Origin of the sequence: Microcystis protocystis FBCC-A270 (assembly GCF_050500235.1) — a bacterium.
GTDB classification, from domain to species: domain Bacteria; phylum Cyanobacteriota; class Cyanobacteriia; order Cyanobacteriales; family Microcystaceae; genus Microcystis; species Microcystis ichthyoblabe_A.
In genome coordinates, this window is sequence record NZ_CP191407.1 from 425,867 (window position 1) to 452,603 (window position 26,737).

At 46.3% G+C, this 26,737-nt stretch carries 22 protein-coding genes, 1 tRNA gene and 3 rRNA genes; 16 read left to right on the plus strand and 10 right to left on the minus strand.

Annotated elements, in window-relative coordinates; genetic code table 11:
• Window positions 1-149 precede the first annotated feature (149 nt).
• The 3 genes from ACQY1X_RS02060 to obgE are packed head-to-tail and all read left to right on the plus strand — an operon-like array spanning window position 150 to window position 1,908.
• Window positions 150-365: a hypothetical protein gene (locus tag ACQY1X_RS02060; protein WP_430013867.1), complete on the plus strand. Its 216-nt coding sequence runs from the start codon at window positions 150-152 to the stop codon at window positions 363-365.
• 2 nt (window positions 366-367) lie between these two features.
• A complete protein-coding gene (locus ACQY1X_RS02065) occupies window positions 368-835 on the plus strand; it encodes a type II toxin-antitoxin system VapC family toxin (RefSeq protein ID WP_430013868.1) in 468 nt (155 codons plus the stop codon).
• Window positions 836-879: 44 nt separating this feature from the next.
• Window positions 880-1,908, plus strand: a complete 1,029-nt coding sequence (obgE, locus tag ACQY1X_RS02070) for a GTPase ObgE (RefSeq protein WP_002746946.1) — start codon at window positions 880-882, stop codon at window positions 1,906-1,908.
• Window positions 1,909-1,917: 9 nt separating this feature from the next.
• Here obgE and ACQY1X_RS02075 read toward each other — a convergent pair whose 3' ends face one another.
• Window positions 1,918-2,283 carry a KH domain-containing protein gene (locus ACQY1X_RS02075; RefSeq protein WP_002736767.1) on the minus strand — a complete coding sequence of 122 codons (366 nt, stop codon included), beginning with the start codon at window positions 2,281-2,283 and terminating at the stop codon, window positions 1,918-1,920.
• Window positions 2,276-2,524 (minus strand): 30S ribosomal protein S16, encoded by a 249-nt coding sequence (gene rpsP / locus ACQY1X_RS02080; protein WP_002736858.1) that lies wholly within the window; start codon window positions 2,522-2,524, stop codon window positions 2,276-2,278. Before rpsP ends, ACQY1X_RS02075 begins: the two co-directional genes overlap by 8 nt.
• Between rpsP and ACQY1X_RS02085 the strand changes: the two genes are divergently transcribed.
• Window positions 2,523-2,663: a hypothetical protein gene (locus ACQY1X_RS02085; protein ID WP_155119094.1), complete on the plus strand. Its 141-nt coding sequence runs from the start codon at window positions 2,523-2,525 to the stop codon at window positions 2,661-2,663. The two genes, rpsP and ACQY1X_RS02085, sit on opposite strands and share 2 nt — an antisense overlap.
• Before the next feature lie 320 nt (window positions 2,664-2,983).
• Here ACQY1X_RS02085 and rfbB read toward each other — a convergent pair whose 3' ends face one another.
• The 3 genes from rfbB to ACQY1X_RS02100 all read right to left on the minus strand — a co-directional run bounded on the left by rfbB (window position 2,984) and on the right by ACQY1X_RS02100 (window position 7,099).
• On the minus strand, window positions 2,984-4,060 hold the full coding sequence (rfbB, locus tag ACQY1X_RS02090) for a dTDP-glucose 4,6-dehydratase (protein ID WP_430013869.1): 1,077 nt from the start codon (window positions 4,058-4,060) through the stop codon (window positions 2,984-2,986).
• A 46-nt stretch (window positions 4,061-4,106) separates the two neighbouring features.
• A complete protein-coding gene (locus ACQY1X_RS02095; protein ID WP_016514250.1) occupies window positions 4,107-5,033 on the minus strand; it encodes a cation diffusion facilitator family transporter in 927 nt (308 codons plus the stop codon).
• A gap of 392 nt (window positions 5,034-5,425) precedes the next feature.
• Window positions 5,426-7,099: an IS1634 family transposase gene (locus ACQY1X_RS02100; RefSeq protein WP_430015325.1), complete on the minus strand. Its 1,674-nt coding sequence runs from the start codon at window positions 7,097-7,099 to the stop codon at window positions 5,426-5,428.
• A gap of 333 nt (window positions 7,100-7,432) precedes the next feature.
• Here ACQY1X_RS02100 and cysK point away from each other — a divergent pair, with 333 nt between their 5' ends.
• The 6 genes from cysK to ACQY1X_RS02130 all read left to right on the plus strand — a co-directional run bounded on the left by cysK (window position 7,433) and on the right by ACQY1X_RS02130 (window position 15,446).
• Window positions 7,433-8,413, plus strand: coding sequence for a cysteine synthase A (gene cysK / locus ACQY1X_RS02105; RefSeq protein ID WP_272103431.1), 981 nt, complete (start codon window positions 7,433-7,435; stop codon window positions 8,411-8,413).
• Window positions 8,410-9,369 carry a serine O-acetyltransferase EpsC gene (gene epsC / locus ACQY1X_RS02110; RefSeq protein ID WP_103113158.1) on the plus strand — a complete coding sequence of 320 codons (960 nt, stop codon included), beginning with the start codon at window positions 8,410-8,412 and terminating at the stop codon, window positions 9,367-9,369. The genes cysK and epsC overlap by 4 nt, the downstream gene beginning before the upstream one ends.
• A 78-nt stretch (window positions 9,370-9,447) precedes the next feature.
• Window positions 9,448-10,380, plus strand: coding sequence for a family 2A encapsulin nanocompartment shell protein (locus tag ACQY1X_RS02115; protein ID WP_002735851.1), 933 nt, complete (start codon window positions 9,448-9,450; stop codon window positions 10,378-10,380).
• A complete protein-coding gene (locus ACQY1X_RS02120) occupies window positions 10,373-12,028 on the plus strand; it encodes a family 2A encapsulin nanocompartment cargo protein cysteine desulfurase (protein ID WP_430015326.1) in 1,656 nt (551 codons plus the stop codon). Before ACQY1X_RS02115 ends, ACQY1X_RS02120 begins: the two co-directional genes overlap by 8 nt.
• A 272-nt stretch (window positions 12,029-12,300) precedes the next feature.
• Window positions 12,301-14,871, plus strand: coding sequence for an SUMF1/EgtB/PvdO family nonheme iron enzyme (locus tag ACQY1X_RS02125; RefSeq protein WP_430015719.1), 2,571 nt, complete (start codon window positions 12,301-12,303; stop codon window positions 14,869-14,871).
• Between the two features lie 335 nt (window positions 14,872-15,206).
• The gene (locus tag ACQY1X_RS02130; protein ID WP_002750429.1) at window positions 15,207-15,446 is read left to right on the plus strand and encodes a hypothetical protein; all 240 of its coding nucleotides are present in this window, start codon (window positions 15,207-15,209) and stop codon (window positions 15,444-15,446) included.
• Between the two features lie 196 nt (window positions 15,447-15,642).
• Here the strand turns inward: ACQY1X_RS02130 and ACQY1X_RS02135 are convergent, their stop codons facing one another.
• Entirely contained in the window at window positions 15,643-15,975 is a 333-nt protein-coding gene (locus ACQY1X_RS02135; RefSeq protein WP_002736383.1) for a DUF5615 family PIN-like protein, read from the minus strand.
• Entirely contained in the window at window positions 15,965-16,282 is a 318-nt protein-coding gene (locus tag ACQY1X_RS02140; RefSeq protein WP_002750425.1) for a DUF433 domain-containing protein, read from the minus strand. The genes ACQY1X_RS02135 and ACQY1X_RS02140 overlap by 11 nt, the downstream gene beginning before the upstream one ends.
• 435 nt (window positions 16,283-16,717) lie before the next feature.
• Between ACQY1X_RS02140 and dprA the strand changes: the two genes are divergently transcribed.
• Complete coding sequence (gene dprA, locus ACQY1X_RS02145) at window positions 16,718-17,866, plus strand: DNA-processing protein DprA (protein WP_069473893.1); 1,149 nt, start codon at window positions 16,718-16,720, stop codon at window positions 17,864-17,866.
• 66 nt (window positions 17,867-17,932) lie between these two features.
• Here dprA and trxA read toward each other — a convergent pair whose 3' ends face one another.
• On the minus strand, window positions 17,933-18,289 hold the full coding sequence (gene trxA, locus ACQY1X_RS02150) for a thioredoxin (protein WP_103113154.1): 357 nt from the start codon (window positions 18,287-18,289) through the stop codon (window positions 17,933-17,935).
• Between the two features lie 376 nt (window positions 18,290-18,665).
• Here trxA and ACQY1X_RS02155 point away from each other — a divergent pair, with 376 nt between their 5' ends.
• On the plus strand, window positions 18,666-19,871 hold the full coding sequence (locus ACQY1X_RS02155; protein ID WP_430013875.1) for an acetate kinase: 1,206 nt from the start codon (window positions 18,666-18,668) through the stop codon (window positions 19,869-19,871).
• 3 nt (window positions 19,872-19,874) lie between these two features.
• On the opposite strand, the gene ACQY1X_RS02160 is transcribed toward ACQY1X_RS02155, so the two are convergent.
• Together ACQY1X_RS02160 and ACQY1X_RS02165 are read right to left on the minus strand one after the other, a co-directional pair.
• Window positions 19,875-20,426: an anti-sigma factor family protein gene (locus ACQY1X_RS02160; protein WP_430013876.1), complete on the minus strand. Its 552-nt coding sequence runs from the start codon at window positions 20,424-20,426 to the stop codon at window positions 19,875-19,877.
• A gap of 113 nt (window positions 20,427-20,539) precedes the next feature.
• A complete protein-coding gene (locus ACQY1X_RS02165; protein ID WP_002735181.1) occupies window positions 20,540-21,196 on the minus strand; it encodes a sigma-70 family RNA polymerase sigma factor in 657 nt (218 codons plus the stop codon).
• Between the two features lie 594 nt (window positions 21,197-21,790).
• On the opposite strand from ACQY1X_RS02165, the gene ACQY1X_RS02170 reads away from it, so the two are divergent.
• From ACQY1X_RS02170 to rrf, 4 genes are all read left to right on the plus strand, one after another.
• Window positions 21,791-23,279: ribosomal RNA gene (locus ACQY1X_RS02170) — 16S ribosomal RNA — on the plus strand.
• A gap of 134 nt (window positions 23,280-23,413) precedes the next feature.
• Window positions 23,414-23,487, plus strand: a tRNA-Ile gene (locus tag ACQY1X_RS02175).
• 151 nt (window positions 23,488-23,638) lie between these two features.
• Window positions 23,639-26,518: ribosomal RNA gene (locus ACQY1X_RS02180) — 23S ribosomal RNA — on the plus strand.
• A 55-nt stretch (window positions 26,519-26,573) separates the two neighbouring features.
• Window positions 26,574-26,691: ribosomal RNA gene (gene rrf, locus ACQY1X_RS02185) — 5S ribosomal RNA — on the plus strand.
• Together the 16S, 23S and 5S rRNA genes with 1 tRNA gene alongside form the textbook arrangement of a ribosomal RNA operon.
• The last annotated feature ends 46 nt before the right edge of the window (window positions 26,692-26,737 follow it).

Genomic DNA, 26,737 nt, shown 5'->3' on the forward strand with positions numbered 1-26,737 from the left:
TATCCTGTTTCCTATTGTAGGGATTCCCCGCCCAGAAACAAGTTTTTTCTTTCCGAACAAATGTACTAAAAACTTTGGAGATAGTGACTGGAGTTGTGAAGTGTCAAGGGATCGGCTAAGATTGTGATAGATAATTTCCAGTAAAAGAGATGAATCAATTAAAACCCAAACTTGTCAATTATCCAGATTGGGATCGAAAAGAACAAATTAAACGAAATCGTTCGGCCTTGGCTATCTTAGAACAAAGACGACAAAAACGGTCACAAATAACCGATGAGCAAGACCAAGAAATTTCCCAGTGTTTGCTCAATTTTCAGACCGCGATTGATAATGCTCGTCCTTTGGGTTCAAAGCTTTATAGCTAAGGATGATTGTCTTTATCGATTCGGGGGTTTTGGGTTTATTAACTCATCCTAAAAAAGCGGGTAAACCGGCTGACTGCGAAGACTGGCTTTATTCACTTTTCTCCAAGGGCGTTTATGTAGTTAGTTCCGATATCTGTGATTATGAAGTCAGAAGAAGCCTATTATTAGAATCGGTCAAAAAAAATTCCTTTAATAGCCCAGATAATCTTAATGAATTACGCAATGTCATTGATTTTTTAAATTTAGATACCGATGTGATGTTAGCAGCGTCACAAATTTGGGTAGAAACTCGAAAGATTGGCAAACAAACGGCTGATAATTACAATATTGATGTAGATATTATTATTCTTGCTCATTGGCAGTTATTAAAAAAACAATATCCGAGTCGTTATCTAGTCATCGCTACTACTAATGTCAAACATTTTCAGGGATTTGCAGAAGCTTTAAATTGGCAAGATATTAACATATAACAGCTTTAAGCTTGATCATTTTTTCACTTTAACTACTTAATCTTATGCAGTTTATTGATCGCGCCGAAATAGAAGTGGAAGGGGGTAAGGGAGGTGATGGAATTGTCGCTTTCCGTCGGGAAAAATACGTCCCCGCTGGCGGTCCGGCCGGAGGTAATGGGGGAAAAGGTGGTTCGGTGATTTTTGTGGCGACTCAGAACCTGCAAACCCTGCTAGATTTCCAGTATAGTCGCTATTTTAAGGCCGATGACGGTAAACGGGGCGGTCCGAACAACTGCACTGGAGCCAACGGTAGCGATCGCATTATTAAAGTTCCCTGTGGTACAGTGGTTTACGATCTCGATAGCGAGGAAATTATCGGCGATTTGGTCACTCCCGAACAGACTTTAATCGTGGCTGCCGGGGGAAAAGGGGGATTAGGCAACCGCCACTTTTTAAGTAATAATAATCGCGCACCCGAATACGCTTTACCCGGTTTAGACGGAGAAAAACGCCATTTACGCCTAGAATTGAAGTTATTAGCGGAAGTGGGCATTATCGGGCTGCCCAATGCGGGAAAATCCACCCTAATCTCGGCCGTTTCCTCTGCTCGTCCCAAAATCGCCGATTATCCCTTTACGACTCTCATTCCTAACTTGGGAGTGGTACGCAAACCCACGGGAGATGGGACGGTATTCGCCGATATTCCTGGATTAATCGAGGGAGCGCACCTAGGAATCGGCTTAGGACACGAATTTTTGCGCCATATCGAACGCACACGCCTGTTAATTCATCTTGTCTCCTTGACAGCAGAAGACCCGATCGCCGATTATCAAATTATCCAAGGAGAATTGGCCGCCTATGGTCGGGAATTAGAAAAGCGATCGCAAATACTGGTTTTCAACAAAATTGATGCTGTGGACGAGGAAACGATAGATAACTATCAAAAGCAGTTTGCTAAAATAACCAATGCCGAGATTTTGACTATTTCCGCCGTAACAGGAGCCGGATTAACCACTTTACTCGCCAAAGTTTGGCAGCAATTAGAGCAACTGGAGAGGGTCGAGGATGAAACCCCTTCCCTGTTTTCCTAAAATCGCTCGTTAGTTGTTGAGCTGCCGGGGTGCAGGTGGTCGGCGATTGCTCGGCCTTCTTTCCGTACCTTCAAAGTTACCATTAGAACGACGGGTGCGGCGCTGTTCGCCTTCATTTTCGGCCGCATAGACTTCTAGATAAAGAGAGCGACCCGCATTTGCGGCCGCCATCTCTAGGGTAGTTCTAATCGCCTGTAAATTGCGTCCTCCCCGGCCGTAAACTTTGCCTTTATCGGCATCATCGAAGGCTACACGCACCCAAAGACGTTCATTTTCCTTACAGCGCTCGATATCCAATCTCAGACTGGCCGGATCTTCCAAAAACGGCTCGATCATAAATTTCACCAGTTCGAGATAATTGGGGGTACTAGGCATTGATTTTCTCGAAAATTTTCTGTTTGGTGAGAATGCTGCGCACGGTGTCCGTCGGTTGCGCTCCTTGTTGTAAGCGTCGGATGATCCCTTCTTCATCGAGACGCACTTCATCGGTGCGGGGATTGTAAAATCCTAATTCCTCTAGGGGACGACCATCGCGACGACTGGTGCTAACGGCCGCAACGATACGATAACTGGCTTCGCGTTTTTTACCAAAGCGTTTTAGACGTAATTTGATCATGGTTACTCAAAAATTCTTCTTTCCGATTCTAACTCATCCCGACGGTATTTCCACAAGTGGTGATCGAGGGAACGGTCGGCAGCCATTCGATATTATTGAAAATAACGCCGATATCTTATCAGTGATCAGTAAACAGTGAACTAAAAACTCAAATCTGATCCCGTCGAGCGTCTCCCGTAGGCTGCATCTCCTATTTGTGACTTTCTCTCACTTATGGTCAGCAGCAGTTATTAAAAGAGGGCGAATGCAATTCGCCCCTACAATAATATTATTGCGCCAATGGTAGGGGCGCACCGTGGTCAGTGAGTTTATCGAACTGCGTGCGCCCAAAATATGATATAGATATTTCTATAAAATTGAGATGCAGCCTTTCACTGATTACTGTTTACTGTTTACTGATCACTGAAAGGCCTCCCGTCTTGACTAGGAAATTAATTTTGCACGACTACTTACCCTTCTCTAACCGTAAACTTTCCCATAATACTCTTGATATTCTTTGGATAACAAAGGTTGCCACCAATCCCGATGATCGAGATACCATTGAATGGTTTTTCTTAATCCCCCCTCTACCGTTTCTTGAGGTTGCCAACCTAATTCGGTGCGAATTTTAGTGGCATCAATAGCATACCGGCGATCATGTCCGGGGCGATCCTTGACAAAAGTAATTAAATTCTGAGCAGGTTTCACGGGTAAATCGGGAGCTAATTCATCCATTAAATCACATAACATCCTGACTAAATCGATATTTTTTACCTCATTATTTCCGCCAATATTATAGGTTTCTCCCGCTTTTCCTTTGTGAATAACTGTATCTAAAGCTTGACAATGATCCCGCACATATAACCAATCTCGAACATTTTGACCATCACCATAAACAGGTAAAGGTTTACCCAAAAGAATATTAATACACATCAAAGGAATTAACTTTTCGGGAAAATGATAAGAACCATAATTATTAGAGCAATTAGTAATAATTGTCGGCATTCCGTAGGTATGAAAATAAGCTCTCGCTAGATGATCACTCCCCGCTTTTGAGGCAGAATAGGGACTATTAGGAGCATAGGGAGTAGTTTCGGTAAAAGCCGGATCATCTAATCCTAAACTGCCATAAACCTCATCGGTGGAAACGTGCAGAAAAAGATAGTTATCGGGTTGGTGATTACTTAACCAATGTTGCCGAAAACTTTCTAATAGAGTAAAAGTTCCCACCACATTAGTTTGCACAAAAGCTCCAGGACCAAGAATCGATCGATCCACATGGGATTCGGCGGCAAAATGGGCAACTGTATCGATATTTTCACTGGCAAATAACTCATCAACTAAAGCTTGATCGCAGATATCCCCTTGCAAAAAACGGAAATTCTTTCTATCTTTCAGTGTCGCTAAATTATGCAAATTGCCCGCATAGGTAAGAGCATCGAGAACAATAACACGATCCTCGGGATAATTCTCGCACCAATGATGAACAAAATTCGAGCCGATAAATCCTGCTCCACCAGTAATTACTATGCTTCTAGCTTGATTTTCTGTCGCCATGGTCACCTCTAGCAAAAGTTCGCTACTTATTTTAGGCTTTTTTGCTTCACACTTCTTCATCAAAAGTGATCTTATCGGAGTGATAATCCGGCGGTTCAACGTGAATTAAAATTCTCACAGGGCTAAATTGTTGGCTTAATCTTGCTTCTACCGCTTCCGTGATTGCGTGAGCAGTTTCCACATCTTGAGCGGAGACAATTAGGTGCATTTCTATAAATACCTGTCTTCCTACCACTCCCCGAGATGCGATCGCATGACAATTAAGCACCCCCGGCACCTCCAGGACAATTTGATGAATCACTTCAGGAGCGATCGCCATTTCATCCACTAACAAAGGTAAATTTTCCATCAGAACTTTCCAACCACTGCTAAACACCAAAAAAGCGACGGGAAAGGACAAAATCACATCTAACCATTGTAATTGGGGAATATTAGCCGTATTACCCACCCAAACCCCAACTAACCCCAATAAAACCGTAATTGTCACCCACACATCACTCATGGTATGACGAGCATCGGCAATCAAAATCACACTACCGACACGCTGCCCCACCGATCTTTCATAGTAGGTGACAAAAATATTTACCCCTAAAACGATAATTAATAGCCATAATTCAGGACCGGCAATCTCGACAGGTTTTCCGCCTTTAATAATACGCATGATCGCCCCCTGCAAGATTTCAAAACAGGCAATTCCCAAAAAGGCAGCGATCGCTAAAGCTCCGATCGCTTCGTATTTCAGATGTCCGTAGGGATGATCTCGATCGGGATAGGGAGAGGAAAACCGCATCGCCACCAATCCCAAGACATTATTAGCACTATCGGTGACACTATGGAGAGCATCCGCTTGCAAACTCAAAGAACTAATTCTCAAACCCACCCCCGCTTTGATCCCCATAACCAAAATGTTCAGCAGCAGGGTGATCCAAAGAACCTTTTGGACAGTAGCCCGATTATCTTTTAAAACAGCCACAGGATTATCAGTTATCAGTGATCAGTGTTAATTTTCCCACTCTTATCTCCGTTTTTTTTCCTTTTTACTTTTGGCTCTTCTAGAGTACTGGACAGTGGGAAGTTCTTGCCGGGGGGGGGAAATCTGACTATCCCCAGGATGTTCAGGCCCACATTCCGCACCCTAAGTGTCACAACGTCTCAAAAGAGGAAGGGGCGTGAGTCAAAATACTTATCTAGAGGAGTGAGTTGGCGGCAAGCTGCCGGCAACTAAGCCGAAAATTTCAGGGTTCCCCCAGTAATTCTCAATAAACAGTGCTTATTGAGAATTACTGGGCAATCAGACTTAACATCTAGGGGGAGATGTTCGAGTAGTGCTTAAGTTTTATTACCCCTTGAAGTCAATACCTCTCGTCAAGATAAGAGATAATATTCTTGGCAAGGTTTGGGAAAAAATCTCAAAATGTTGCGCCTCTCATCCGTTAAGTTGCTAATCTTTTGATTGTCTTGAATAGGTCGGAGATGAATCCCTTGAAAGTTCTGAAATATCCAGCGTAATGTTGGTCGGTCAGTTAACTTACCCAACTGATTTTTCAGTCCCGTCTCCTGCTGTTTTAAGTTCAGACGAAGTTGTCTTTGACCAATAGTATAAACCAGCAGGCACAAGCCCATGAGCATGGCCATGACCTCAATTCTGTGGGGAGATTTGAGAAAGACACTGTGGGCAAAAAAGCAGGGGTCTTTGAGAAAAGAAAATCCTCTTTCTGGAGCTTGTTGCCCTTTATATTTTTTGAGTATATCCTCACTGCTCAATCGTTTTTTCTCCAATTCGTTAGTTGCTAAAACGAATCGTCCTGCTCGTTTCTTTAGCCTCTCAATGGCGGACAAATTTAACTCTAATTCGGCTTGAACTTGATAGCTTTGAGAGGGTAAATCGTCTTTTGATTTGAGTTTTGACCCCTGGGACTCAGGCGGAATGAGATTGACTTTAATCTCCGTTAACTGATGATATTTTAAGGAGTCAGATAATCCCTTGACTATCGCCAAAGCCACCGCTCTATTCTCAAATTCTCTTCGGGATAGTTGGCGGATTTTTTCTTGAGCAGAATTCTTTTCCTGCTCGATTTTTTTCTCTAATTTTTTCAAGTATGATTCTTGTCTAGCTTGACTTTCAACTAGCAACCATCTTTGTTCTATCCCCCCATAGTTAGAGCTTGTTTCCTGCCAGGAATAACCCGGTATTTCTGAATCGGTTAACTCTTTTTCTGAGATGCTATCGACTAACTTTTGAGCCTCTTTAATGCTGAAGGGGACTCGAGACAACCAACGCATTTCTCTCATTAGTTTTAAATTCTCTTTGCTATAGAGGGCGCTATCGCCGACTATTAAACTGTCAAAGTCAACTTGTTTTTTAAATTCTCGGGCGATTTGACCAAAAACCGCTTTGTCCACTTCATTTCCGTCCCCTACTTTCAGGAATAAAGGTACATCTCCATCCCCACTTACGATTAAGTCAATCATAAATTGTTTTAAGTCAGGTCTTCGGTCGCGGGAGTATCCGTGGGTAATTTTTATTGGCTTTTGTCTGGTTTCAATTTCTTCTCCAACTGCTCCTGATTTCAGGATTTCTACTGTTGGGTATTCCTTTTTATATTCTCCTTCCACTGATAGAGAAGTCGAATCTAAATGGGAATTCTCGGTTGCTACACCAAATTTTTTCACGGCGGCTAAACTAATGAGTAGGAAAATGACCGAAACATTAAGTTGATAAAGTTTGTCCATTACTCGACCAATTTTATCATCATTTAATTGTTTGGGTTCGATGCCTTCTCCCAGCAGATGTTCGGTTGCTTTATCTTCAAAAAATTGAGGAAATAAATACAAGGCCCGGGAGACAAATCCCAATCCGTTCAGGATAATTGCTTTGACGACTTGCCCCGCTGTGACAATTTCTCCTTGCTCAATTGAGACTTGTTCGTTGATAATTTCAACGATTCCTATTTCATCGATAATTCCGGCTACTAATCCTAGATGGTCTAGATTTTTGACTTCAATTTCTGTTGATTGATTCCTGGTCGAACAGTCCACTCGCCTCAGTTTTCCAATAATTCCTATTTTTTCATAATTAGGGGTTTCAAGACCCCCCTAGCTGGTGCCGAGAAAACCTTCACCAGCTAAGTATTTTTACTCAAGTCTCTGGAGGGGACAGCTTATGTGACAGTTGAGGGTGCGGAATGTGGGTTTGATTCTTCCACCTCAGCGGCCGACCCCGCTTGATTGTAAAGATTTGTTTAGCTTAACCAGAGGTTGATAGTGCGTAGGCTAAGATGAATTGTAAATGGATTCAAAATGAATTTCAAATGAATTCAAGATGAGCCAATCTGGTGAACTGTCGTATTTTGATCATGGAGTTGCCATTTTGTGAGTAAGAAATGGTTCGCAGATAACAGTTTGTCGATCGGGCGGACTCCTCTAGTGCGCCTTAATCGAATCGTTGGCAACAATCACGCCACGGTTCTGGCCAAGATTGAAGGTCGCAATCCAGCCTATTCGGTCAAATGTCGTATTGGTGCGGCCATGATCTGGGATGCAGAACAACGGGGACTATTGGGGCCGGGCAAAGAACTGGTGGAACCCACCAGTGGCAATACAGGCATTGCCCTGGCCTTTGTAGCCGCCGCTAAGGGGATTCCCCTAACCCTGACCATGCCTGAAACCATGAGCTTGGAGCGGCGCAAACTGTTGCTCGCCTATGGAGCCAATCTGGTGTTAACAGAAGGGACTAAAGGCATGACCGGGGCGGTGGCAAAGGCAGAAGAAATTGCCGCGTCTAATCCCGATCGCTATGTGTTGTTGCAACAGTTCCGCAATGCTGCCAATCCCCGCATCCATGAGGAAACCACCGGCCCTGAAATTTGGCAGGACACAGACGGGGCGATCGATATTCTCGTGTCGGGTGTGGGAACGGGCGGAACCATTACGGGAGTTTCGCGCTATATCAAAAAAACCCAAGGAAAACCGATTTTATCGGTAGCAGTGGAGCCAGAAGCCAGCCCCATACTATCCCAAGCCCGGGCAGGTCAGCCCTTAAAGTCCGGCCCTCACAAAATTCAGGGCATTGGGGCGGGGTTTGTTCCCGAAGTTCTAGATTTATCCCTCGTGGATGGGATTGAAACCGTTTCCAACGAAGAGGCCATTCTTTATGCCCAACGGTTGGCCAAGGAAGAAGGGATTATCTCGGGCATTTCCTGCGGTGCCGCCGTCGCCGTCGCCGCTCGTTTGGCACAACAACCCGAACACCAAGGCAAAACCATTGTCGTGATTTTGCCAGATTCCGGAGAACGGTATTTGAGTTCCATCCTGTTCCAGGGGGTATTTAATGAGCAAGGGTTAGTGGCATGACGAGCGAGCATCCGAGCAGTTCCAGCGCTCTCTCCCAACCCACCTTGTCCTTGGATCTCGATGAAATTATCGCTCAATTGTCTAAACCTCGTGGCGAGTCGTTCCACAGTTGGTCTCAATCACGAAGCCATTTCCCCTTGCCCTCCCGTGAGGCCTTATTTCGGATTGTCGATCGACTGCGTGCCGTTCTCTTTCCCTATCACTTTGGCAATCCCGATTTAGGCGAAACGTCCAGCCGCTATTTTATCGGTCATACGCTCAATGAAGTCTTGCAACTGCTGCATCACCAGGTTTGTCGTGAACAGTGGTTGCTGGGGTCGCAGTTGCACTGGTCGTCAGACCAGATTGAGAAGCACGCCCAAGGAACGGTACAAGCCTTTGCCACTCAATTACCCCATCTGAAGGCTCTGCTGGAAACCGATATCACGGCGGCCTATCGAGGTGATCCGGCGGCCAGAAATTTAGATGAAGTGTTGTTTTGTTACCCCGGGGTAACGGCAATCACTTATCACCGCATTGCCCATGCCCTGTATCGGTTGGACTCGCCCCTGTTGGCGCGGATTATCAGTGAAATTGGTCATTCCTTAACGGGGATTGACATTCACCCCGGGGCGTCGATTGGCAATAGCTTCTTTATCGATCATGGGACGGGGGTTGTGATTGGGGCCACCACGGTGATTGGCGATCGCGTGCGCCTTTACCAAGCGGTCACGCTCGGGGCGAAAAGTTTTCCCCGGGACGAATCGGGCAGTTTAATCAAAGGTCAAGCCCGTCATCCGATTATTGAAGATGATGTGGTGATTTACTCAGGTGCAACGATTCTCGGTCGGGTAACTATCGGTCGGGGCGCCACCATCGGTGGAAATGTTTGGTTAACCCGCAGTGTGCCGCCGGGGGGTTTTGTCTCCCAGGCGCAACTACGACAGGAAATGTTTGATGACGGCTCGGGAATTTGAGGGGCTGTCCGGGCTGTGAATGTTCGGCCATAACAGTCGCTTTGTTACTTTTTTTTTTGAATTGGAGGATTTAACTCAATGACCTATACCCAAGATCATGAATTGCAACTGGCTTTGGGAGATGCTGCCGCTCGGCAGTTGGCCAATGCCACAAAGACCGTTCCTCAGTTATTGACCATTTCGCCCCGGTGGTTCGTTCGCCTCTTGCATTGGCTACCCGTTGAAGCGGGGATTTATCGTCTCAACAAAGTCAGGGATGCCTCCCGGGTTGAGGTGGCTTGCTCTGAACGAGATGAGCGGGAGCTGCCCGAAACCTTTGTGGATTACGAAGAGAACCCCCGGGAGTATTTCTTGAGTGCGGTGAATACGGTACTGGATGTTCACACTCGCGTGTCCGATCTCTACAGCAGTCCCCACGATCAGATCCATGAACAATTGCGCCTGACGATTGAAACGCTGAAGGAACGTCAAGAAAATGAGTTGATCAACAACCATGAGTACGGATTGCTCAACAATATTGTTGATTCCCAGAAAGTGCAACCTCGCAATGGTGCGCCCACGCCGGACGATTTGGATGAGTTGCTGGTGAAGGTGTGGAAAGAACCGGCATTTTTCCTCGCCCATCCTAAAGCGATCGCGGCCTTTGGCCGAGAAGCAACCCGACGGGGTGTACCCCCTGCCACGGTGTCATTATTCGGGTCTCAGTTTATTACCTGGCGGGGCGTGCCTTTGATTCCTTCCGATAAGTTGGCTGTGAATGAACAAGGCAAAACCAATATTTTGTTATTGCGGGTAGGAGAAAGCCGTCAAGGGGTGGTCGGTCTCTATCAGCCCAATTTACCCGGTCAACAGGGAGTTGGCTTGTCGGTGCGATTTATGGGGATTAGTCGCAAGGCGATCGCCTCTTACCTGGTCTCCCTCTACTGTTCGTTGGCAGTGTTGACCGACGATGCGGCGGCCGTACTGGAGAACGTTGATGTCAACCAATACCACATCTACGACTATGACTAACCCCGAACTGATCCCTGAAAAGGCGGCGGGGAATCTACCCTCTGTATCCCCGCCCACGACTGCCCCAACTGAGGTCGAGAATATTTCTCTTAACCCCTTATTTCAACCTGACCTTCTTGAGCATCTCGCCCAGACGATAATTCAAGAACTACAACGGCACGACCTTAAGGCCGAGGTGGCGAAGGGGTTGAGTCCAGACCGGGATGATCTGGTGCCATCCACCCCCGCAACTTCCCCGGCTGCTGTGGGCGAACGGCCCACAGTTCCCTTGGCTGTACCCTTAGCAACCCCCTCTTTCTACTTCATTGAAGAGTTAGAAACAAAAATCCCCGACCTTCCGGCGGTAGTGGCCAAACCGGGCCAGCTTGTTCAAGTCCCAGCGATCGATCCCCTTTTTGTCCCCCATGCCAGCGGGCGAAGCGTTCAACGACCCAGCTTCTTTGATGTTCATACCGTTCGCCTGGATTTTCCTATCCTGCAAGAACGGGTGAATGGCAAACCGCTGATCTGGTTCGACAATGCCGCAACAACTCAAAAGCCCCAAGCAGTCATCGATCGCCTCGTTCATTTCTACAGCCATGAAAATTCCAATGTGCATCGTGCCGCCCATGAATTAGCGGCCCGTTCCACAGATGCTTACGAAGCGGCCAGAGAAACGGTACGCCGTTTTCTCAATGCCTCATCTGCTAACGAAATCATTTTCGTGCGGGGAACAACGGAAGGCATTAATCTGGTGGCAAAAAGCTGGGGACAACAAACCCTGCAAGCGGGGGATGAGATTGTCCTCACCCATCTAGAACACCATGCCAATATTGTGCCTTGGCAGCAACTAGCCGCCCAAACGGGAGCAAAATTGCGGGTTGTCCCCGTCGATGACCACGGGCAGATTTTACTGGCAGAGTACCAACAATTACTCAACTCCCGCACAAAACTGGTGGCTTTTTCCCATGTTTCTAATGCCTTGGGAACCATTACCCCCGCCAAACAAATCATTGACTTGGCCCATCGGGTCGGGGCCAAAGTCTTGTTAGATGGCGCTCAATCGGTTTCCCACATTCCGATCGATGTTCAACAATTAGGGTGTGATTGGTTCGTCTTTTCCGGGCATAAAGTCTTTGGTCCCACAGGGATCGGGGTACTTTATGGTCAAGAAGACCTGTTAAATGCCACGGTTCCCTGGCAAAGCGGCGGCAACATGATCGTGGATGTGACGTTTGAGCGTACCGTGTATCAGGCGGCTCCCACTCGTTTTGAGGCTGGAACGGGCAATATTGCCGATGCCGTTGGCTTAGGGACGGCCTTGGATTATGTTCAGCAGATTGGTTTGACCACCATTGCCAATTATGAGCATGAACTTCTGGAGTACGCCACTGCGGGACTGACAACCATCCCGGGCCTGCGTTTGATTGGGACGGCAGCCGATAAGGCCGGCGTGCTTTCCTTTGTGCTAGAGGGATTTGATGTGGAAGTGATTGGACAAGCCCTGAATCGGGAAGGGATTGCCGTGCGGGCAGGCCATCACTGCGCTCAACCTATTCTGCGACGCTTTGGTTTAGAGGCAACGGTGCGCCCTTCCTTGGCTTTCTACAATACTAAAGCCGAGGTGGATGCGCTGGTGGCTGCGTTGGAACGTCTGCAACACCAATAAACTGACGGTCATGGGTGGGGCAGCTTGTACACCTATTCCAGTTCTCCCTAAACTGCCACCTATTTAAAATGTATAGGAGGGTGGGGAGCGGGTTTTTCAAGTTGGATTGGGAGTTAATTCTCTTATTAAAAACGGATTGGTCTGACTTTCCTAAAGAGGCAAAAGGGGGAATAAATAATCAGTTTTTAATAACCAGATTTAGTATAATTAGAACCACTTACTTAGGGTAATCTATTTTACTCTCCGTTCTCTGTCACCTAAAAATGACTACCATGTCCGATTCTCCTGAATCTATCCGCAATACTAGCGTCAGCGATCAAGCTACTAATAATGATGCTCTCGGATTTGAGCCTTATGTAATAGCGATCGCTGAATTTTTGTTGCATGAGCAGACACAACCACCCCTAACTTTATCGGTTGAGGGAGAGTGGGGTAGTGGCAAGTCTTCTTTTATGAAAATGTTAGAGGAATATTTACGAAAAAAAGGAGGTCGGACGGTTTGGTTTAATGCTTGGCGACACGATAAAGCGGAGTCGGTATGGGCGGCTTTTGCGCTGTCTTTTATTAAGCAGATTTCTACGCCCAAAAATTGGCGAGATTTGCCTCGAATTATCCTAGGATACTTTAAATTACAATTATTGCGTTTTAACCTAGAAAAAGGCTTATTTGAATTAATTAAAGCTTTACCAGTAATAATTTTTGTGATTTGTGCCTCAATTGCCATTCCCTTTATTTTAATCATTTATGGAGTTGAAGGAATTAACGAATTAATCGGACCAACAACCTCTCAAGATGTTTTTTGGAGCAAAATTAATTCAGTTTTTAAATTATTATTTACCGCTGGAGGTGTCACCTTATCAGGAGCAGGAATTTTCGCTGGTATTAAGAGTTTATTGAGAAATTTTCAAAGGTTACTACAAAACCCCAAAAACAACCTAATTAAATACATAGAAGCCCCAGATTATAAAAAACAATCGGCATTTGTAGAAGAATTTCATGAAGATTTTGCTAAAATTGTTGATGCTTATATTGGCAATGATCGGGTATATGTATTTATTGACGATTTAGATCGTTGTGAACATCCAAAATCAGCGGACTTGATGCAAGCGATTAACTTGATGATTGCTGATGATCCTTCAGTGGTGTTTATTTTAGGAATGGACAGAGAAAAAGTAGCCGCTAGTTTAGCGGTAAAATACGAAAACATTCTCAAGTATTTACCGTCGGAAACCACAGAAATTGATCCTGATATTTTAGCGAGACGTAGTGCCAATAAAGGGTTAGCTTATGGTTATACCTTTATTGAAAAGTTTGTCCAGCTTCCCTTTTTAGTTCCCCAACCATCCCAGTCAGATTTTGAGCGTTTTTTGACTCAGCTTGCTACTTCAACTCCTCCCAATTTACAGCCAGCTAAACCTCATTTTACATTTTTTCAGTCATTCTGGGGTAAGTCAGCTTTATCACCGAGAAATAATTCTAAGAAAGGTTCCATTTCTCCAATAAGGGAATCAAACCCCTCATCCTCACATGATACCACAATAGAATCCGAACAAACCGAAAAAGAGAAAGCACGAGCAGCTGTAATTAAGCGATTAGAAGCGATTCAAGTCAACAATTTTGATAAAGATTCCCCAACAGTGCGGAATATCATTATGATGGTGGCTCCCGCATTGGATTACAATCCGCGACGGATTAAACACTTTATCAATGTCTTTCGTCTCAAGGTTTATATCGCTAATGAAACTGGTTTATTTTTCGAGGAGCGAGATGAGAAGGATAATTTGTTAGTTCCTTCTCTAACTTTTGAACAGTTAGGTAAATTTACTGCGATTAGTTTAAAATGGCCATTGTTATTGTCAGATTTGGAAAATGATAAGCAAATTTTAGCAAAATTAGAAAAATTTGCACGGGGAGAGTGGAGTCCACCAAATGAAGAGGAGTCGATTCGCTATTGGGGTAGTCATACTAAGCTTAAAGCTTTAATGGCTTACAGTTATGAAAAATCGACAACCGAGGAGGTCTTACAAATTAACCCCAAATTCAGCTTTGCGAAGGTAAATGTTGATAAGTTATTACAAGTATCGCCCAAGATAATTCGGCAAACTGAAACTGTAATTTTACCAAACTTTAACCCAGAAATGGTGGATATACACGCCGGTAAATTTAACATGGGTTCTAATGAGCATGAGAATGAAAAACCGATACATGAAGTAATTGTGCCAGCATTTCAGATAGGCAAATATCCTATCACCCAAGCACAGTATCAAGCGGTGATGGGATATAATCCTTCAAGGTTTTCAGGAAATCCCCAGAACCCGGTAGAATCTGTTACTTGGTTTAATGCTCAAGCTTTTTGTGAAAAACTGAGCCAGTTAACTGGAAAAAACTACCGTTTGCCTACAGAAACAGAATGGGAATATGCCTGTCGCGCTGGTACTGAAACCCTATTTAGTTTTGGCGATGATAGAGAGCAACTAGGAGATTATGCTTGGTTTGATGGTAATTCAAATAATACAACTCATCCTGTTGGGGAAAAGCAGCCTAATCCCTGGGAAATCTATGATATGCACGGCAATGTTTGGGAATGGTGTGCTGATCAACATCATGAAAATTATGTTAACAAACCAGACAATATTAGAGAAAATGGCAGTCTTGCATGGAGAGATAACAATATAACTAATGCATGGAGAGATAACAATATAACTAATGCGTCATCAATAATACGGCGTGGCGGTTCGTGGTGCCGCGACCCTTTGGTCTGTAGTTCAGCATATCGAGGCAGAAGCGTTGCCGAAATTTGCAACCACGATATCGGTTTTCGTGTTGTGTGCGATCTCCCCTAATCAGTTAACAGTTAACTGTTATCAGTTGGGGGCCACCATTGGCGCAATAACATTATTGTAGGGGCTAATTGCATTCGCCCTCTTTGAATAACTTCTGCTGCTCACCTATAGATGAGGGAAAGTCACAAATAGGAGATGCAGCCGATAATTTTCTGGAAATATAGTCTTTAAACCCTTGTCTGGCAAAACTACAAGGAATAATCAGCACTGATTATCACACAAAATCGAGGAGAGCCATAGGGCGAGCCTGAGAATGGAGATCGCTGTAGTTGCCCATCACCGCTTTTCAAGGTTACTTTAATGTTAGAATCGAATCACTTCTTTTAGGTTTTGCTATGCGTGCGATTGAAACCACTGGTATCCTCAATACCCAAGGACAAATTCAACTTGATCATCCTATTCCCCAAGAAAAAGATCGGTTTGTACGCGTCATTCTTTTGATGTCAGAGGATGAACTGAACGAAAAAAACTGGCTAGATGCCGTTTCCCATAACCCTAGCTTTGCTTTTCTGCAAGATCCCGAAGAAGATATTTATACCCTTAACGATGGACAACCTGTAACTAATGAAGGGTAAAATTGTATTAATTCAATTTCCCTTCGACGATTTATCTTCCAGTAAGGTTCGTCCTGCTTATTGCCTAACCAATCAAATTGGAGGCTATCAACATAACCCATGCCGCACAGGATTGTAATGAATATAATCACAGTGTAAAGATTCAATCTTGTAAATTGCGTTACCCAACCTACCTTTTTTCTCTGAATTATGATTTTTATAAAAACTCAACATTTTTATACATATAATCAGGCTCTAAACATTCCCAAATTAAAACTAAATCACTAATAATTTTGCCAATAGATTGACGTTGATGTGAATAAATAATCCCCCAATGCTCTAATCCCATTGAAGACAAAACCAGAAAATCATCATCAAAAGTAAAAATGACTCGGCCTTGCGATAAAGCATAAGCTAATTGTTCCTCATCGGAAGACCCCATCAGTCCTTTTTCTGGAGAAGTTGTAACATCAATCCCTCGCATTCTTAAACCTTTAGCGATCGCATTAGAGACGCTTTCATCTAGGTGAAACTTAAGCTTATTGGCCATTATTTCCCTTTAAAAGTTTTTCGACCAATGAAGGTTTATCCCCTTGTAACTGTTTAGCAAAATTTTCGCTGGATTCAATATCTTGGCGAATTTCTTCTCGATGATCATGGTAATAAGCTAAAGCTGCATAAACATCAGCTAAAGTAATCGTTGGATAATTATAAACAATTTCATCAGGACACATCGCCATTCTTTCATGCCAAATAACAATGTCTTGTACCTTAATACGATGTCCAGCAATACGAGGTTTACCGCCACAAACACCGGGTGTTACTTCAATATGCTGTTTAAGCACTAAAGATGACATAATAACTCATTTACTCTACTTCTAGATATCCTAGCATTTTTCTTGAAAAAACGCAACCACCGATCTTTTAGGATACGTTACCTAACGTGCCTTTTAATGTGAAACATTTTAGACATTTTCATATTATTATCCGTTACGCTATGCTAACATATTCTACCGTTACTGCTACAATTGGCTCCAAAGACCACTATAACCAACTAAAACCATGACTCAAGCCACTTTTGCAGAAATACTAGAAGCAACCGAACAACTTCCCCCAGAAGATCAAGAACAACTGATTCACATTTTAAAAAAGTGAAAGACATGGACGAGGCTCAACAATACCTCAACAGCTAATGGAAAGTATTCCGGCATGATTAAAATAAATTAAGGTGATCTGGCCGCAGTCAGTTTTAACCGACTGAAAATATTACTTGGTTTGAGGAGCTTTTTAAATTGACAGACGATCGCGTTTATTGGTTAGCATGGTCAAGTATTGCTGGAGTTGGGTCAATTTCCCTGAAGCGACTCTATCAACATTTTGGCAGTGTCGCTGTGGCCTGGAATGCCACCGATACTGCGATCGCAGAAGTGGCGGGATTTGGCAAAAAGTCAATGGTAGCGGTACGGGAGGGGCGATCGCAAATTGACCCAGAAGCTCTTTTCGCCGAACATATCCAGAAAAACCCCCTTTTTTGGACCCCTAGCGACCCAGAATATCCCCGCTTTCTCTGGGAAATTCCCAGTCCTCCCCCCTTACTTTACTATCAAGGAAAGGTCAATTTAGAGGAAAATCAGGGAAATATCCCCACCGTCGCCATTGTGGGTACTCGTAACCCCACGGATCACGGCCGGCGCTGGGCGCGGCGCTTAAGTACCCTTTTGGCCCAACAGGGATTTACTATTGTTTCTGGGATGGCCGAAGGAATTGATGGCGAGGCACACCAAAGCTGTTTAAAAGCAGGGGGAAGAACGATTGCCGTCTTGGGAACGGGGGTCGATGTGGTTTATCCTAGTCGTCATCGGCAGCTACACGCGGACATCCAAAAGCAGGGTTTAGTCATTAGTGAACATCCTGCGGCAACTCAACCGAATAAAGCTCATTTTCCCAGTCGTAATCGCATTATCGCCGGTTTAAGTCGCGCGACTATTGTTATCGAGGCCCCCGAAAGGTCAGGCTCCCTGATTACGGCCAGTTATGCCAACGAATTTGGCGGCGATATCTATGCTTTACCCAATTCTCCCGATATTGCCACCGCTAGGGGTTGTTTACAACTGATTCATCAGGGAGCAGAAATTATCGTTTCTGAGGAGAAATTACTACAAATGTTGGGGGCAATTCCCACCGCGAACCAATCCGCACCGGTTAATCTCTCCCCTTCACTCCCTCCAGACACATCCCCGGTCGTTAATGCTGCTCCTCCAGCGAATCTAGAACCCAGACTAGAACAAGTGTATCAGTTATTTGACAGAGATGCCCTGTTGTTTGACATTATTGTTGAAAAAATGCAAATCCCCACCTCAGAAGTGGCGGGGATCTTATTGGAATTAGAATTAATCGGTTTAGTGACTCAGTTACCCGGTATGCGTTACCAGAAAACCTAGTTAACCCCCAAATGCTTATTTAGGGTATTAGCTAAAGTAGTTTTCGGTGCAGCCCCGACCACTAGATCAACTTTTTGACCCCTTTTGAGGATCATCAGGTTTCAGGTGTTTATCTATGGTATTAGCTAAAGTGGTTTTCGGTACAGCCCCGACCACCATATCAACTTTTTGACCTCCTTTGAAGATCATCAGAGTAGGAATACTGCGAATCCCATACTGACTAGCGATATTGGGGTTTTCGTCGGTGTTGAGTTTCACCACCTTGACTTGCCCTAGGAACATTTCGGCAATTTCTCCGACAACGGGAGCCACCATTCGACAGGGGCCGCACCAAGGAGCCCAGAAATCCACTAGGACAAGGTTGGCACTATCTAAAACTTCATCTTTAAAGGTGGCATCTGTAACGGCAGTAACCTCTGACATACTTAAGAAATCCTCTAGTAATCACGGTTATCTAGAATACGCAAAAATTCCATTCTAGAGATTCGTGGTGCGATGTTGACATTCCACTGGTGAAAAGGACGAGAACTAGCTCTAAATCCACTTTAGAGGCCTTAACTTGCATCAGAGGTAGCTTCTTGGATTAATTTCACAAGGGGTATTCTTGTATTTTATAACCCTAGAGGCTCTATTTTGACTTTTTTTTGATAAAGTTTTGTAATATTGCCCGAGTCAGGGATGGGTGATCACAGCCGGATAAAATTTTCCTGAAGAAAAACCCGAAAAGTCAGCGATTTTATCTAGACTTAACCTGAGTTTGATTATGATCAGCACAAGCCCCTCCTAATTGAGCTTTTTTATGAAAATTCTGGTCTTAAATGCGGGATCGAGCAGTCAAAAAAGTTGTTTATACGATTTAGATATTCTCCCCTCCCATCCTCCCCAACCAATTTGGGCAGCGGGGATCGATTGGACGGTTAACCCTGATTACGCGGTTTTAACGGTAAAAGCTCAGGGAATTAAACAGGAAATTAATCTTTCTAGTCAGGATCGTCCGGCGGCAATTGCTTGGATGTTAGATACCTTAGTAACTGGAACAACTAAGGTGGTGGCCAATCTCACCGACATTAGTATAGTCGGTCATCGAGTTGTCCATGGTGGCACAGAATATTCCCAGGCAACCATGATCACTCCCCAAGTCAAAGAAACGATTAAAAAGCTGATCCCCCTTGCTCCTAGCCATAATCCCGCTCATTTAGAAGGAATTGAAGCGATCGAGCAAGTTTTGGGCGATGTTCCTCAAGCAGCAGTGTTTGACACCGCTTTTCATCGTTCTATCCCTCCTGAGTCTTCTCTTTATCCCATTCCCTACCAATGGAGTGAACTGGGAATCCGTCGCTATGGTTTTCATGGCACCAGTCATCAATACTGCTCCCAACGGGCCGCCGAATTGTTGGGAAAACCCCTAGAATCCTTGAAAATGGTCATCTGTCATCTAGGCAATGGCGCTTCCCTATCGGCAGTCAAGGGGGGTAAAAGTATCGATACTACTATGGGATTTACTCCCCTAGAGGGATTGATGATGGGAACCCGCAGCGGTTCGATCGATCCAGGGATTCTGATTTATCTAGAGCGAGAATATCAATATAATCCCGATAGTTTAAATGGCTTGCTCAATAAAGAATCCGGTTTAAAGGGAATTTCTGGTATTTCTGGGGATATGCGGGCAATTACCACGGCAATGGCCGAAGGCAACCAGAGGGCAAAATTAGCATTTGAGATGTATATTCATCGTCTGAAAAGTTTAATCGGATCGATGATTGCTTCTCTAGAGGGGTTAGATGTCTTGGTATTTACGGCAGGAATCGGCGAAAATTCAGCTTTAGTACGGGAAAAAGCCAGTCAAGGCTGGTCTTTTTTGGGTTTAAAGTTAGATTTGGCTAAAAATGCCGCTCGTCCCCGGGATGAGGATATCGCCACCGACACATCTAAAGTACGCGTGATGGTAATTGCTACGGCGGAAGATTGGGCGATCGCACGAGAATGCTGGCATTTATTTCAATAGACCTTACCTTTGACCATTCTCTTTTGGTTGTTCCGCTGCGGGAATCTCTATAATCGGATGGTTGAGAGCAATCATCAAATGGTCTCCCTCTTGGCTAATACTGCTCGGACTGCTCGCCATTTGGGAGAGGGGATCATTGCGTCCCGAGACGAAGTAGGAGCCAACAGCGATCGCCATAGCGGCGAAAATCGCGCCACCATAAACATAATATTGCCGACGACGCTGACTATCGACTTTTCTGAACACCTGTTCTGCCAATCGGTCGCTGGCCATAGTAGCCGGTACGGGGATTTGCCTTAAATTAGTTTGTAATCCCAAGAGCTGCCGATAGAGTTTTTTAGCAGCAGCATCATGGTCCAACCAATGCTGAACTAGCTTCCTTTCCTCTACCGTTACTTCGTTATCAATATAGGCACTAATTAAATCGAAACGATGAGCTTCTTCGTTATCCTCATCTGAGAATAAAATATCCTCGGTTGCGGAGTTGCAATCGCTGTCATCGCGACGTAACAAAGACTTGATCCATTGAACGTCTTCGGGTTGATAATTATTCATGGTTGACCTCGACCAGAAGCGATCGGTATGCAATCACTTTTCACCAGCACGGAGCTAGTTAAATTTAACGACTCCTCACTTCGGCCGTTAGTGCCGAATCACCACAATATTCTTTAGCCTTCAGTAAAATAGGGCTGTAAAACAGATTGTAATTTAGCGCGAGCGCGAGCAATGCGAGATTTAACAGTTCCTAAAGAAACTCCCGTCATCTCGGCAATTTCTTCGTAGGCCATACCTTCAATTTCCCGGAGAATAATAGTTGTCCGAAAAGCTTCTGGCAAATCAGCGATCGCCGCTTGTAATTGATCGTAGAATTCGTGGGTGGTGAGATGTTCATCGGGACTGGGGTAATCGGACTCGATATCCCAATCGATTTCGCCATCTTCCACGCGTCGGGGAGCATCGAGGGAAATGGGGTGATTAACCCGCTTGCGTTTCCGCAATTCGTCGTAAAAAAGATTAGTAGCAATGCGACTTAACCAACCGCGGAACTTGAGGGGTTCATGGAGACGGTTAATATTGCGATAGACGCGAATCCAGACCTCTTGAGCCAAATCAGCGCGATCTTGCCAATCGGGAGCCAAATGATAGAGTAATTTATCAACATGAGCCTGATAGCGCCGCAGCAGTTCCGCAAAAGCTGCCCGATCCGGCTGACACCCTTCCTGACAGCGTGCAATTAGATCGTAGTTGGAGAGTTTGTCAGGGGACACGGGGTTTTGAGACTTTTTGGCCTCAAGTGACCAAGATGCTGGAATCGATTGACTCATGGGATTTCCTCAAGGGTATAAGCTCCTCACTCAGAGGTTGAGGACGGGAGAAGTCAGTAAAGGTTCCCGAAAATAAATAATTTTTTTCCCATGTTTTGATTCTAACTGATCGAACCGAGTTCCTGGACTGAGATTTGCTCGGGGCATTCAATGTTTGACCTTCTCGTTCGACTACGGGGCTGAAAACCTTACTAAGCAGTTATTTCAGCCACTGCATCCCTATTTGATGCCTAAACAGTTCCCACCTATGAGAAACGCTGTCACCGCCATCGAGAGCTAATTAGAACAAAATTACTAGACAAAAACAACCCACCAGAAAAAGGGGAAATAGCTGAAAAGCTTACGTGGCAAGGGATAGAAAAAATATCAAAAAATTTTGCCAAAAGGGGTTGACAAACCAGGGGAAGTTAGATACATTGGTAAATGCGCGGTTGAAGCAAAGCGAAAGCGAAGCGAAACAAACGACGCTCGAACCTAGACAAAACAATAGTTTGAAAGCCAAGCAAAAAAAGCCTCGTTTAGAAGCAATTCTATAACAAAAAAGTCAAACCCGCAAGGGGGAGACAAAAAAAAGTCAAAAGAGTCAAACGATTCATCATGGAGAGTTTGATCCTGGCTCAGGATGAACGCTGGCGGCGTGCCTAACACATGCAAGTCGAACGGGAATCTTCGGATTCTAGTGGCGGACGGGTGAGTAACGCGTAAGAATCTAACTTCAGGACGGGGACAACAGTTGGAAACGACTGCTAATACCCGATGTGCCGCAAGGTGAAAACTAATTGGCCTGAAGAAGAGCTTGCGTCTGATTAGCTAGTTGGTGGGGTAAGAGCCTACCAAGGCGACGATCAGTAGCTGGTCTGAGAGGATGAGCAGCCACACTGGGACTGAGACACGGCCCAGACTCCTACGGGAGGCAGCAGTGGGGAATTTTCCGCAATGGGCGAAAGCCTGACGGAGCAACGCCGCGTGAGGGAGGAAGGTCTTTGGATTGTAAACCTCTTTTCTCAAGGAAGAAGTTCTGACGGTACTTGAGGAATCAGCCTCGGCTAACTCCGTGCCAGCAGCCGCGGTAATACGGGGGAGGCAAGCGTTATCCGGAATTATTGGGCGTAAAGCGTCCGCAGGTGGTCAGCCAAGTCTGCCGTCAAATCAGGTTGCTTAACGACCTAAAGGCGGTGGAAACTGGCAGACTAGAGAGCAGTAGGGGTAGCAGGAATTCCCAGTGTAGCGGTGAAATGCGTAGAGATTGGGAAGAACATCGGTGGCGAAAGCGTGCTACTGGGCTGTATCTGACACTCAGGGACGAAAGCTAGGGGAGCGAAAGGGATTAGATACCCCTGTAGTCCTAGCCGTAAACGATGGATACTAGGCGTGGCTTGTATCGACCCGAGCCGTGCCGAAGCTAACGCGTTAAGTATCCCGCCTGGGGAGTACGCACGCAAGTGTGAAACTCAAAGGAATTGACGGGGGCCCGCACAAGCGGTGGAGTATGTGGTTTAATTCGATGCAACGCGAAGAACCTTACCAAGACTTGACATGTCGCGAACCCTGGTGAAAGCTGGGGGTGCCTTCGGGAGCGCGAACACAGGTGGTGCATGGCTGTCGTCAGCTCGTGTCGTGAGATGTTGGGTTAAGTCCCGCAACGAGCGCAACCCTCGTTCTTAGTTGCCAGCATTAAGTTGGGGACTCTAAGGAGACTGCCGGTGACAAACCGGAGGAAGGTGGGGATGACGTCAAGTCAGCATGCCCCTTACGTCTTGGGCGACACACGTACTACAATGGTCGGGACAAAGGGCAGCGAACTCGCGAGAGCCAGCGAATCCCAGCAAACCCGGCCTCAGTTCAGATTGCAGGCTGCAACTCGCCTGCATGAAGGAGGAATCGCTAGTAATCGCCGGTCAGCATACGGCGGTGAATTCGTTCCCGGGCCTTGTACACACCGCCCGTCACACCATGGAAGCTGGTCACGCCCGAAGTCATTACCTCAACCGCAAGGAGGGGGATGCCTAAGGCAGGGCTAGTGACTGGGGTGAAGTCGTAACAAGGTAGCCGTACCGGAAGGTGTGGCTGGATCACCTCCTTAAAGGGAGACCTAATTCAGGTAGGAGACGAAAAAAAAGTAGTCGCTACCAAGAATCAATCCCAAAAGGTCGGAGCGAGGCGAAATTGGCTTTCAAACTAGGTTCTGGGTTCAAACAAGACCTGAATCAGGAACAAGGGCTATTAGCTCAGGTGGTTAGAGCGCACCCCTGATAAGGGTGAGGTCCCTGGTTCGAGTCCAGGATGGCCCACCTGTACAGGTGGCAAAAACAAGAGAAGCGAGGAATCAGCACCTTATCTTACTGACATAGTAAGAGAGAATGCTGGCTCTGAGTTCAGAGTCCAGAGGAACCTTGAAAACTGCATAGAGCTAGGTGAAAAAGCCAAAAAAGAAGACCGCAAGGTCAAGCTAATAAGGGCTAACGGTGGATACCTAGGCACACGGAAGCGAAGAAGGACGTAGTTACCGACGAAACGCTTCGGGGAGCGGGAAGCAAGCATTGATCCGAAGATATCCGAATGGGGCAACCCTAAACACGACCACCTGAATACATAGGGTGGAGCGAGCAAACCTGGTGAACTGAAACATCTTAGTAGCCAGAGGAAAAGAAAGCAACAGCGATTCCCCCAGTAGCGGCGAGCGAAAAGGGAACAGCCTAAACCAAGTTCTTCGGAACTTGGGGTCGTGGGACAGTAACAAAAGACTGGGAAATTTAGACGAAGCGGCTGAAAACCGCACCAGAGAAGGTGAAAGTCCTGTAGTCGAAAAAGGAACCAGCTTAACTGCATCCCGAGTAGCATGGGGCACGTGAAATCCCGTGTGAATCTGCCTCGACCACGAGGTAAGGCTAAATATTCCCGTGTGACCGATAGAGAAACAGTACCGCGAGGGAAAGGTGAAAAGAACCCCGGAAGGGGAGTGAAATAGAACATGAAACCGTTAGCCTACAAGCAATGGGAGGACGATTGAACGTCTGACCGTGTGCCTGTTGAAGAATGAGCCGGCGACTTACAGGTTATGGCAGGTGAAGGGGGAAGACCCCACAGCCCCAGCGAAAGCGAGTCTGAATAGGGCGAAACGTCATAATTTGTAGACCCGAACCCGGGTGATCTAACCATGGCCAGGATGAAGCTTGGGTAAAACCAAGTGGAGGTCCGAACCGACTAATGTTGAAAAATTAGCGGATGAGCTGTGGTTAGGGGTGAAATGCCAATCGAACTCGGAGCTAGCTGGTTCTCCCCGAAATGTGTTGAGGCGCAGCGGTAGTGGAAGTTTAGTCGGGGTAAAGCACTGTTTCGCCGCGGGCTGGGAGACCGGTACCAAGGCGAGGCAAACTCTGAATACGGCTAAAAAAACTACCAGTGAGACGGTGGGGGATAAGCTTCATCGTCAAGAGGGAAACAGCCCAGACCACCAGCTAAGGTCCCCAAATGATAACTAAGTGAGAAAGGAGGTGGGAGTGCATTGACAACCAGGAGGTTTGCCTAGAAGCAGCAACCCTTAAAAGAGTGCGTAATAGCTCACTGGTCAAGCGCTCCTGCGCCGAAAATGAACGGGGCTAAGTTATCTACCGAAGCTGTGGACTACATTGTAGTGGTAGGGGAGCGTTCTATAGGGGGTGAAGCAGTAGCGGCAAGCAGCTGTGGACTCTATAGAAGTGAGAATGTCGGCTTAAGTAGCGAAAATGTGGGTGAGAATCCCACACCCCGAAACCCCAAGGTTTCCTCCGCAAGGCTCGTCCGCGGAGGGTCAGTCAGGACCTAAGGCGAGGCTGAAAAGCGTAGTCGATGGACAACGGGTTAACATTCCCGTACCGATTAATGATTGTGCCGGAGAACGGAGAAGGTCAACGTCAGCTGGATGTTGGTTACCAGTGCAAGCAGTCGAGGCGATGAGAGGTGGAGAAAACACCAGGAGCTAAGACGCGAGTCCCACCTCCCACGGGAGGGAAGTGGCGTTGATCAAGCTTCCTAGAAAAGCCCGAACCACGTTAATCATTAATTGCCTGTACCCGAAACCGACACAGGTGGGGAAGTAGAGAATACTAAGGGGCGCGAGATAACTCTCTCTAAGGAACTCGGCAAAATGACCCCGTAACTTCGGGAGAAGGGGTACCCTCGCAAGAGGGTCGCAGTGAATAGGCCCAGGCGACTGTTTACCAAAAACACAGGTCTCCGCCAAGTCGTAAGACGCAGTATGGAGGCTGACGCCTGCCCAGTGCCGGAAGGTTAAGGAAGTTGGTCAGGAGTAATCTGAAGCTGACGACCGAAGCCCCGGTGAACGGCGGCCGTAACTATAACGGTCCTAAGGTAGCGAAATTCCTTGTCGGGTAAGTTCCGACCCGCACGAAAGGCGTAACGATCTGGGCACTGTCTCGGAGAGAGACTCGGCGAAATAGGATTGTCTGTGAAGATACGGACTACCTGCACCTGGACAGAAAGACCCTATGAAGCTTTACTGTAGCCTGGAATTGGCTTCGGGCTTCGCTTGCGCAGGATAGGTGGGAAGCTTTGAAACTCTCCTCGTGGGGAGGGTGGAGCTAACGGTGAGATACCACTCTGGCGAGGCTAGAATTCTAACCCTGACCCCTAATCGGGGCGGGAGACAGTTTCAGGTGGGCAGTTTGACTGGGGCGGTCGCCTCCTAAAAGGTAACGGAGGCGCGCAAAGGTTCCCTCGGTCCCGTTGGAAATGGGACGATAGAGTGCAAAAGCAGAAGGGAGCTTGACTGTGAGACCCACAAGTCGAACAGGGACGAAAGTCGGCTTTAGTGATCCGACGGCACCGCGTGGAAGGGCCGTCGCTCAACGGATAAAAGTTACTCTAGGGATAACAGGCTGATCTCCCCCAAGAGTTCACATCGACGGGGAGGTTTGGCACCTCGATGTCGGCTCATCGCAACCTGGGGCTGAAGTCGGTCCCAAGGGTTGGGCTGTTCGCCCATTAAAGCGGTACGTGAGCTGGGTTCAGAACGTCGTGAGACAGTTCGGTCCATATCCGGTGTAGGCGTAAGAGCATTGCGAGGAGCCTTCCTTAGTACGAGAGGACCGGGAAGGACGCACCGCTGGTGTACCTGTTATCGTGCCAACGGTAAACGCAGGGTAGCCATGTGCGGAGCGGATAACCGCTGAAAGCATCTAAGTGGGAAGCCCACCTCCAGATGATTGCTCTCATGGCATTAAGCCAGTAAGGTCTCGGGTAGACTACCCGTTGATAGGCTCTAGATGGAAGCTCGGTAACGAGTGCAGTCGAGGAGTACTAACCGACCGAGGGCTTGACCTGATTCTTCTTTCACCACTTTTTCCCTAGCTTTTGCAGTCTTGAGGGTTCTACCCTTCCTGGTGTCTTTAACGTGATGGCACCACTCCGATTCCATCCCGAACTCGGTTGTGAAACTTCACCGTGGCCAAGATACTTGTCGGGTTGCCGACCGGGACAATAGCTCGATGCCAGGATTATTCTTTCCTACCCCTCAATCCGACAAGATTGGGGGGTTTGGTT

What these genes read in the sequence shown, in the direction of transcription:
- ACQY1X_RS02060 (WP_430013867.1), top strand. Translation starts at nt 150, where the DNA reads ATGAATCAATTAAAACCCAAACTTGTCAATTATCCAGATTGGGATCGA.
- ACQY1X_RS02065 (WP_430013868.1), top strand. Translation starts at nt 368, where the DNA reads ATGATTGTCTTTATCGATTCGGGGGTTTTGGGTTTATTAACTCATCCT.
- obgE (WP_002746946.1), top strand. Translation starts at nt 880, where the DNA reads ATGCAGTTTATTGATCGCGCCGAAATAGAAGTGGAAGGGGGTAAGGGA.
- ACQY1X_RS02075 (WP_002736767.1), bottom strand. Translation starts at nt 2,283, where the DNA reads ATGCCTAGTACCCCCAATTATCTCGAACTGGTGAAATTTATGATCGAG.
- ACQY1X_RS02085 (WP_155119094.1), top strand. Translation starts at nt 2,523, where the DNA reads ATGGTTACTCAAAAATTCTTCTTTCCGATTCTAACTCATCCCGACGGT.
- rpsP (WP_002736858.1), bottom strand. Translation starts at nt 2,524, where the DNA reads ATGATCAAATTACGTCTAAAACGCTTTGGTAAAAAACGCGAAGCCAGT.
- rfbB (WP_430013869.1), bottom strand. Translation starts at nt 4,060, where the DNA reads ATGGCGACAGAAAATCAAGCTAGAAGCATAGTAATTACTGGTGGAGCA.
- epsC (WP_103113158.1), top strand. Translation starts at nt 8,410, where the DNA reads ATGACGAGCGAGCATCCGAGCAGTTCCAGCGCTCTCTCCCAACCCACC.
- ACQY1X_RS02115 (WP_002735851.1), top strand. Translation starts at nt 9,448, where the DNA reads ATGACCTATACCCAAGATCATGAATTGCAACTGGCTTTGGGAGATGCT.
- ACQY1X_RS02120 (WP_430015326.1), top strand. Translation starts at nt 10,373, where the DNA reads ATGACTAACCCCGAACTGATCCCTGAAAAGGCGGCGGGGAATCTACCC.
- ACQY1X_RS02125 (WP_430015719.1), top strand. Translation starts at nt 12,301, where the DNA reads ATGTCCGATTCTCCTGAATCTATCCGCAATACTAGCGTCAGCGATCAA.
- ACQY1X_RS02130 (WP_002750429.1), top strand. Translation starts at nt 15,207, where the DNA reads ATGCGTGCGATTGAAACCACTGGTATCCTCAATACCCAAGGACAAATT.
- ACQY1X_RS02135 (WP_002736383.1), bottom strand. Translation starts at nt 15,975, where the DNA reads ATGGCCAATAAGCTTAAGTTTCACCTAGATGAAAGCGTCTCTAATGCG.
- ACQY1X_RS02140 (WP_002750425.1), bottom strand. Translation starts at nt 16,282, where the DNA reads ATGTCATCTTTAGTGCTTAAACAGCATATTGAAGTAACACCCGGTGTT.
- trxA (WP_103113154.1), bottom strand. Translation starts at nt 18,289, where the DNA reads ATGTCAGAGGTTACTGCCGTTACAGATGCCACCTTTAAAGATGAAGTT.
- ACQY1X_RS02155 (WP_430013875.1), top strand. Translation starts at nt 18,666, where the DNA reads ATGAAAATTCTGGTCTTAAATGCGGGATCGAGCAGTCAAAAAAGTTGT.
- ACQY1X_RS02160 (WP_430013876.1), bottom strand. Translation starts at nt 20,426, where the DNA reads ATGAATAATTATCAACCCGAAGACGTTCAATGGATCAAGTCTTTGTTA.
- ACQY1X_RS02165 (WP_002735181.1), bottom strand. Translation starts at nt 21,196, where the DNA reads ATGAGTCAATCGATTCCAGCATCTTGGTCACTTGAGGCCAAAAAGTCT.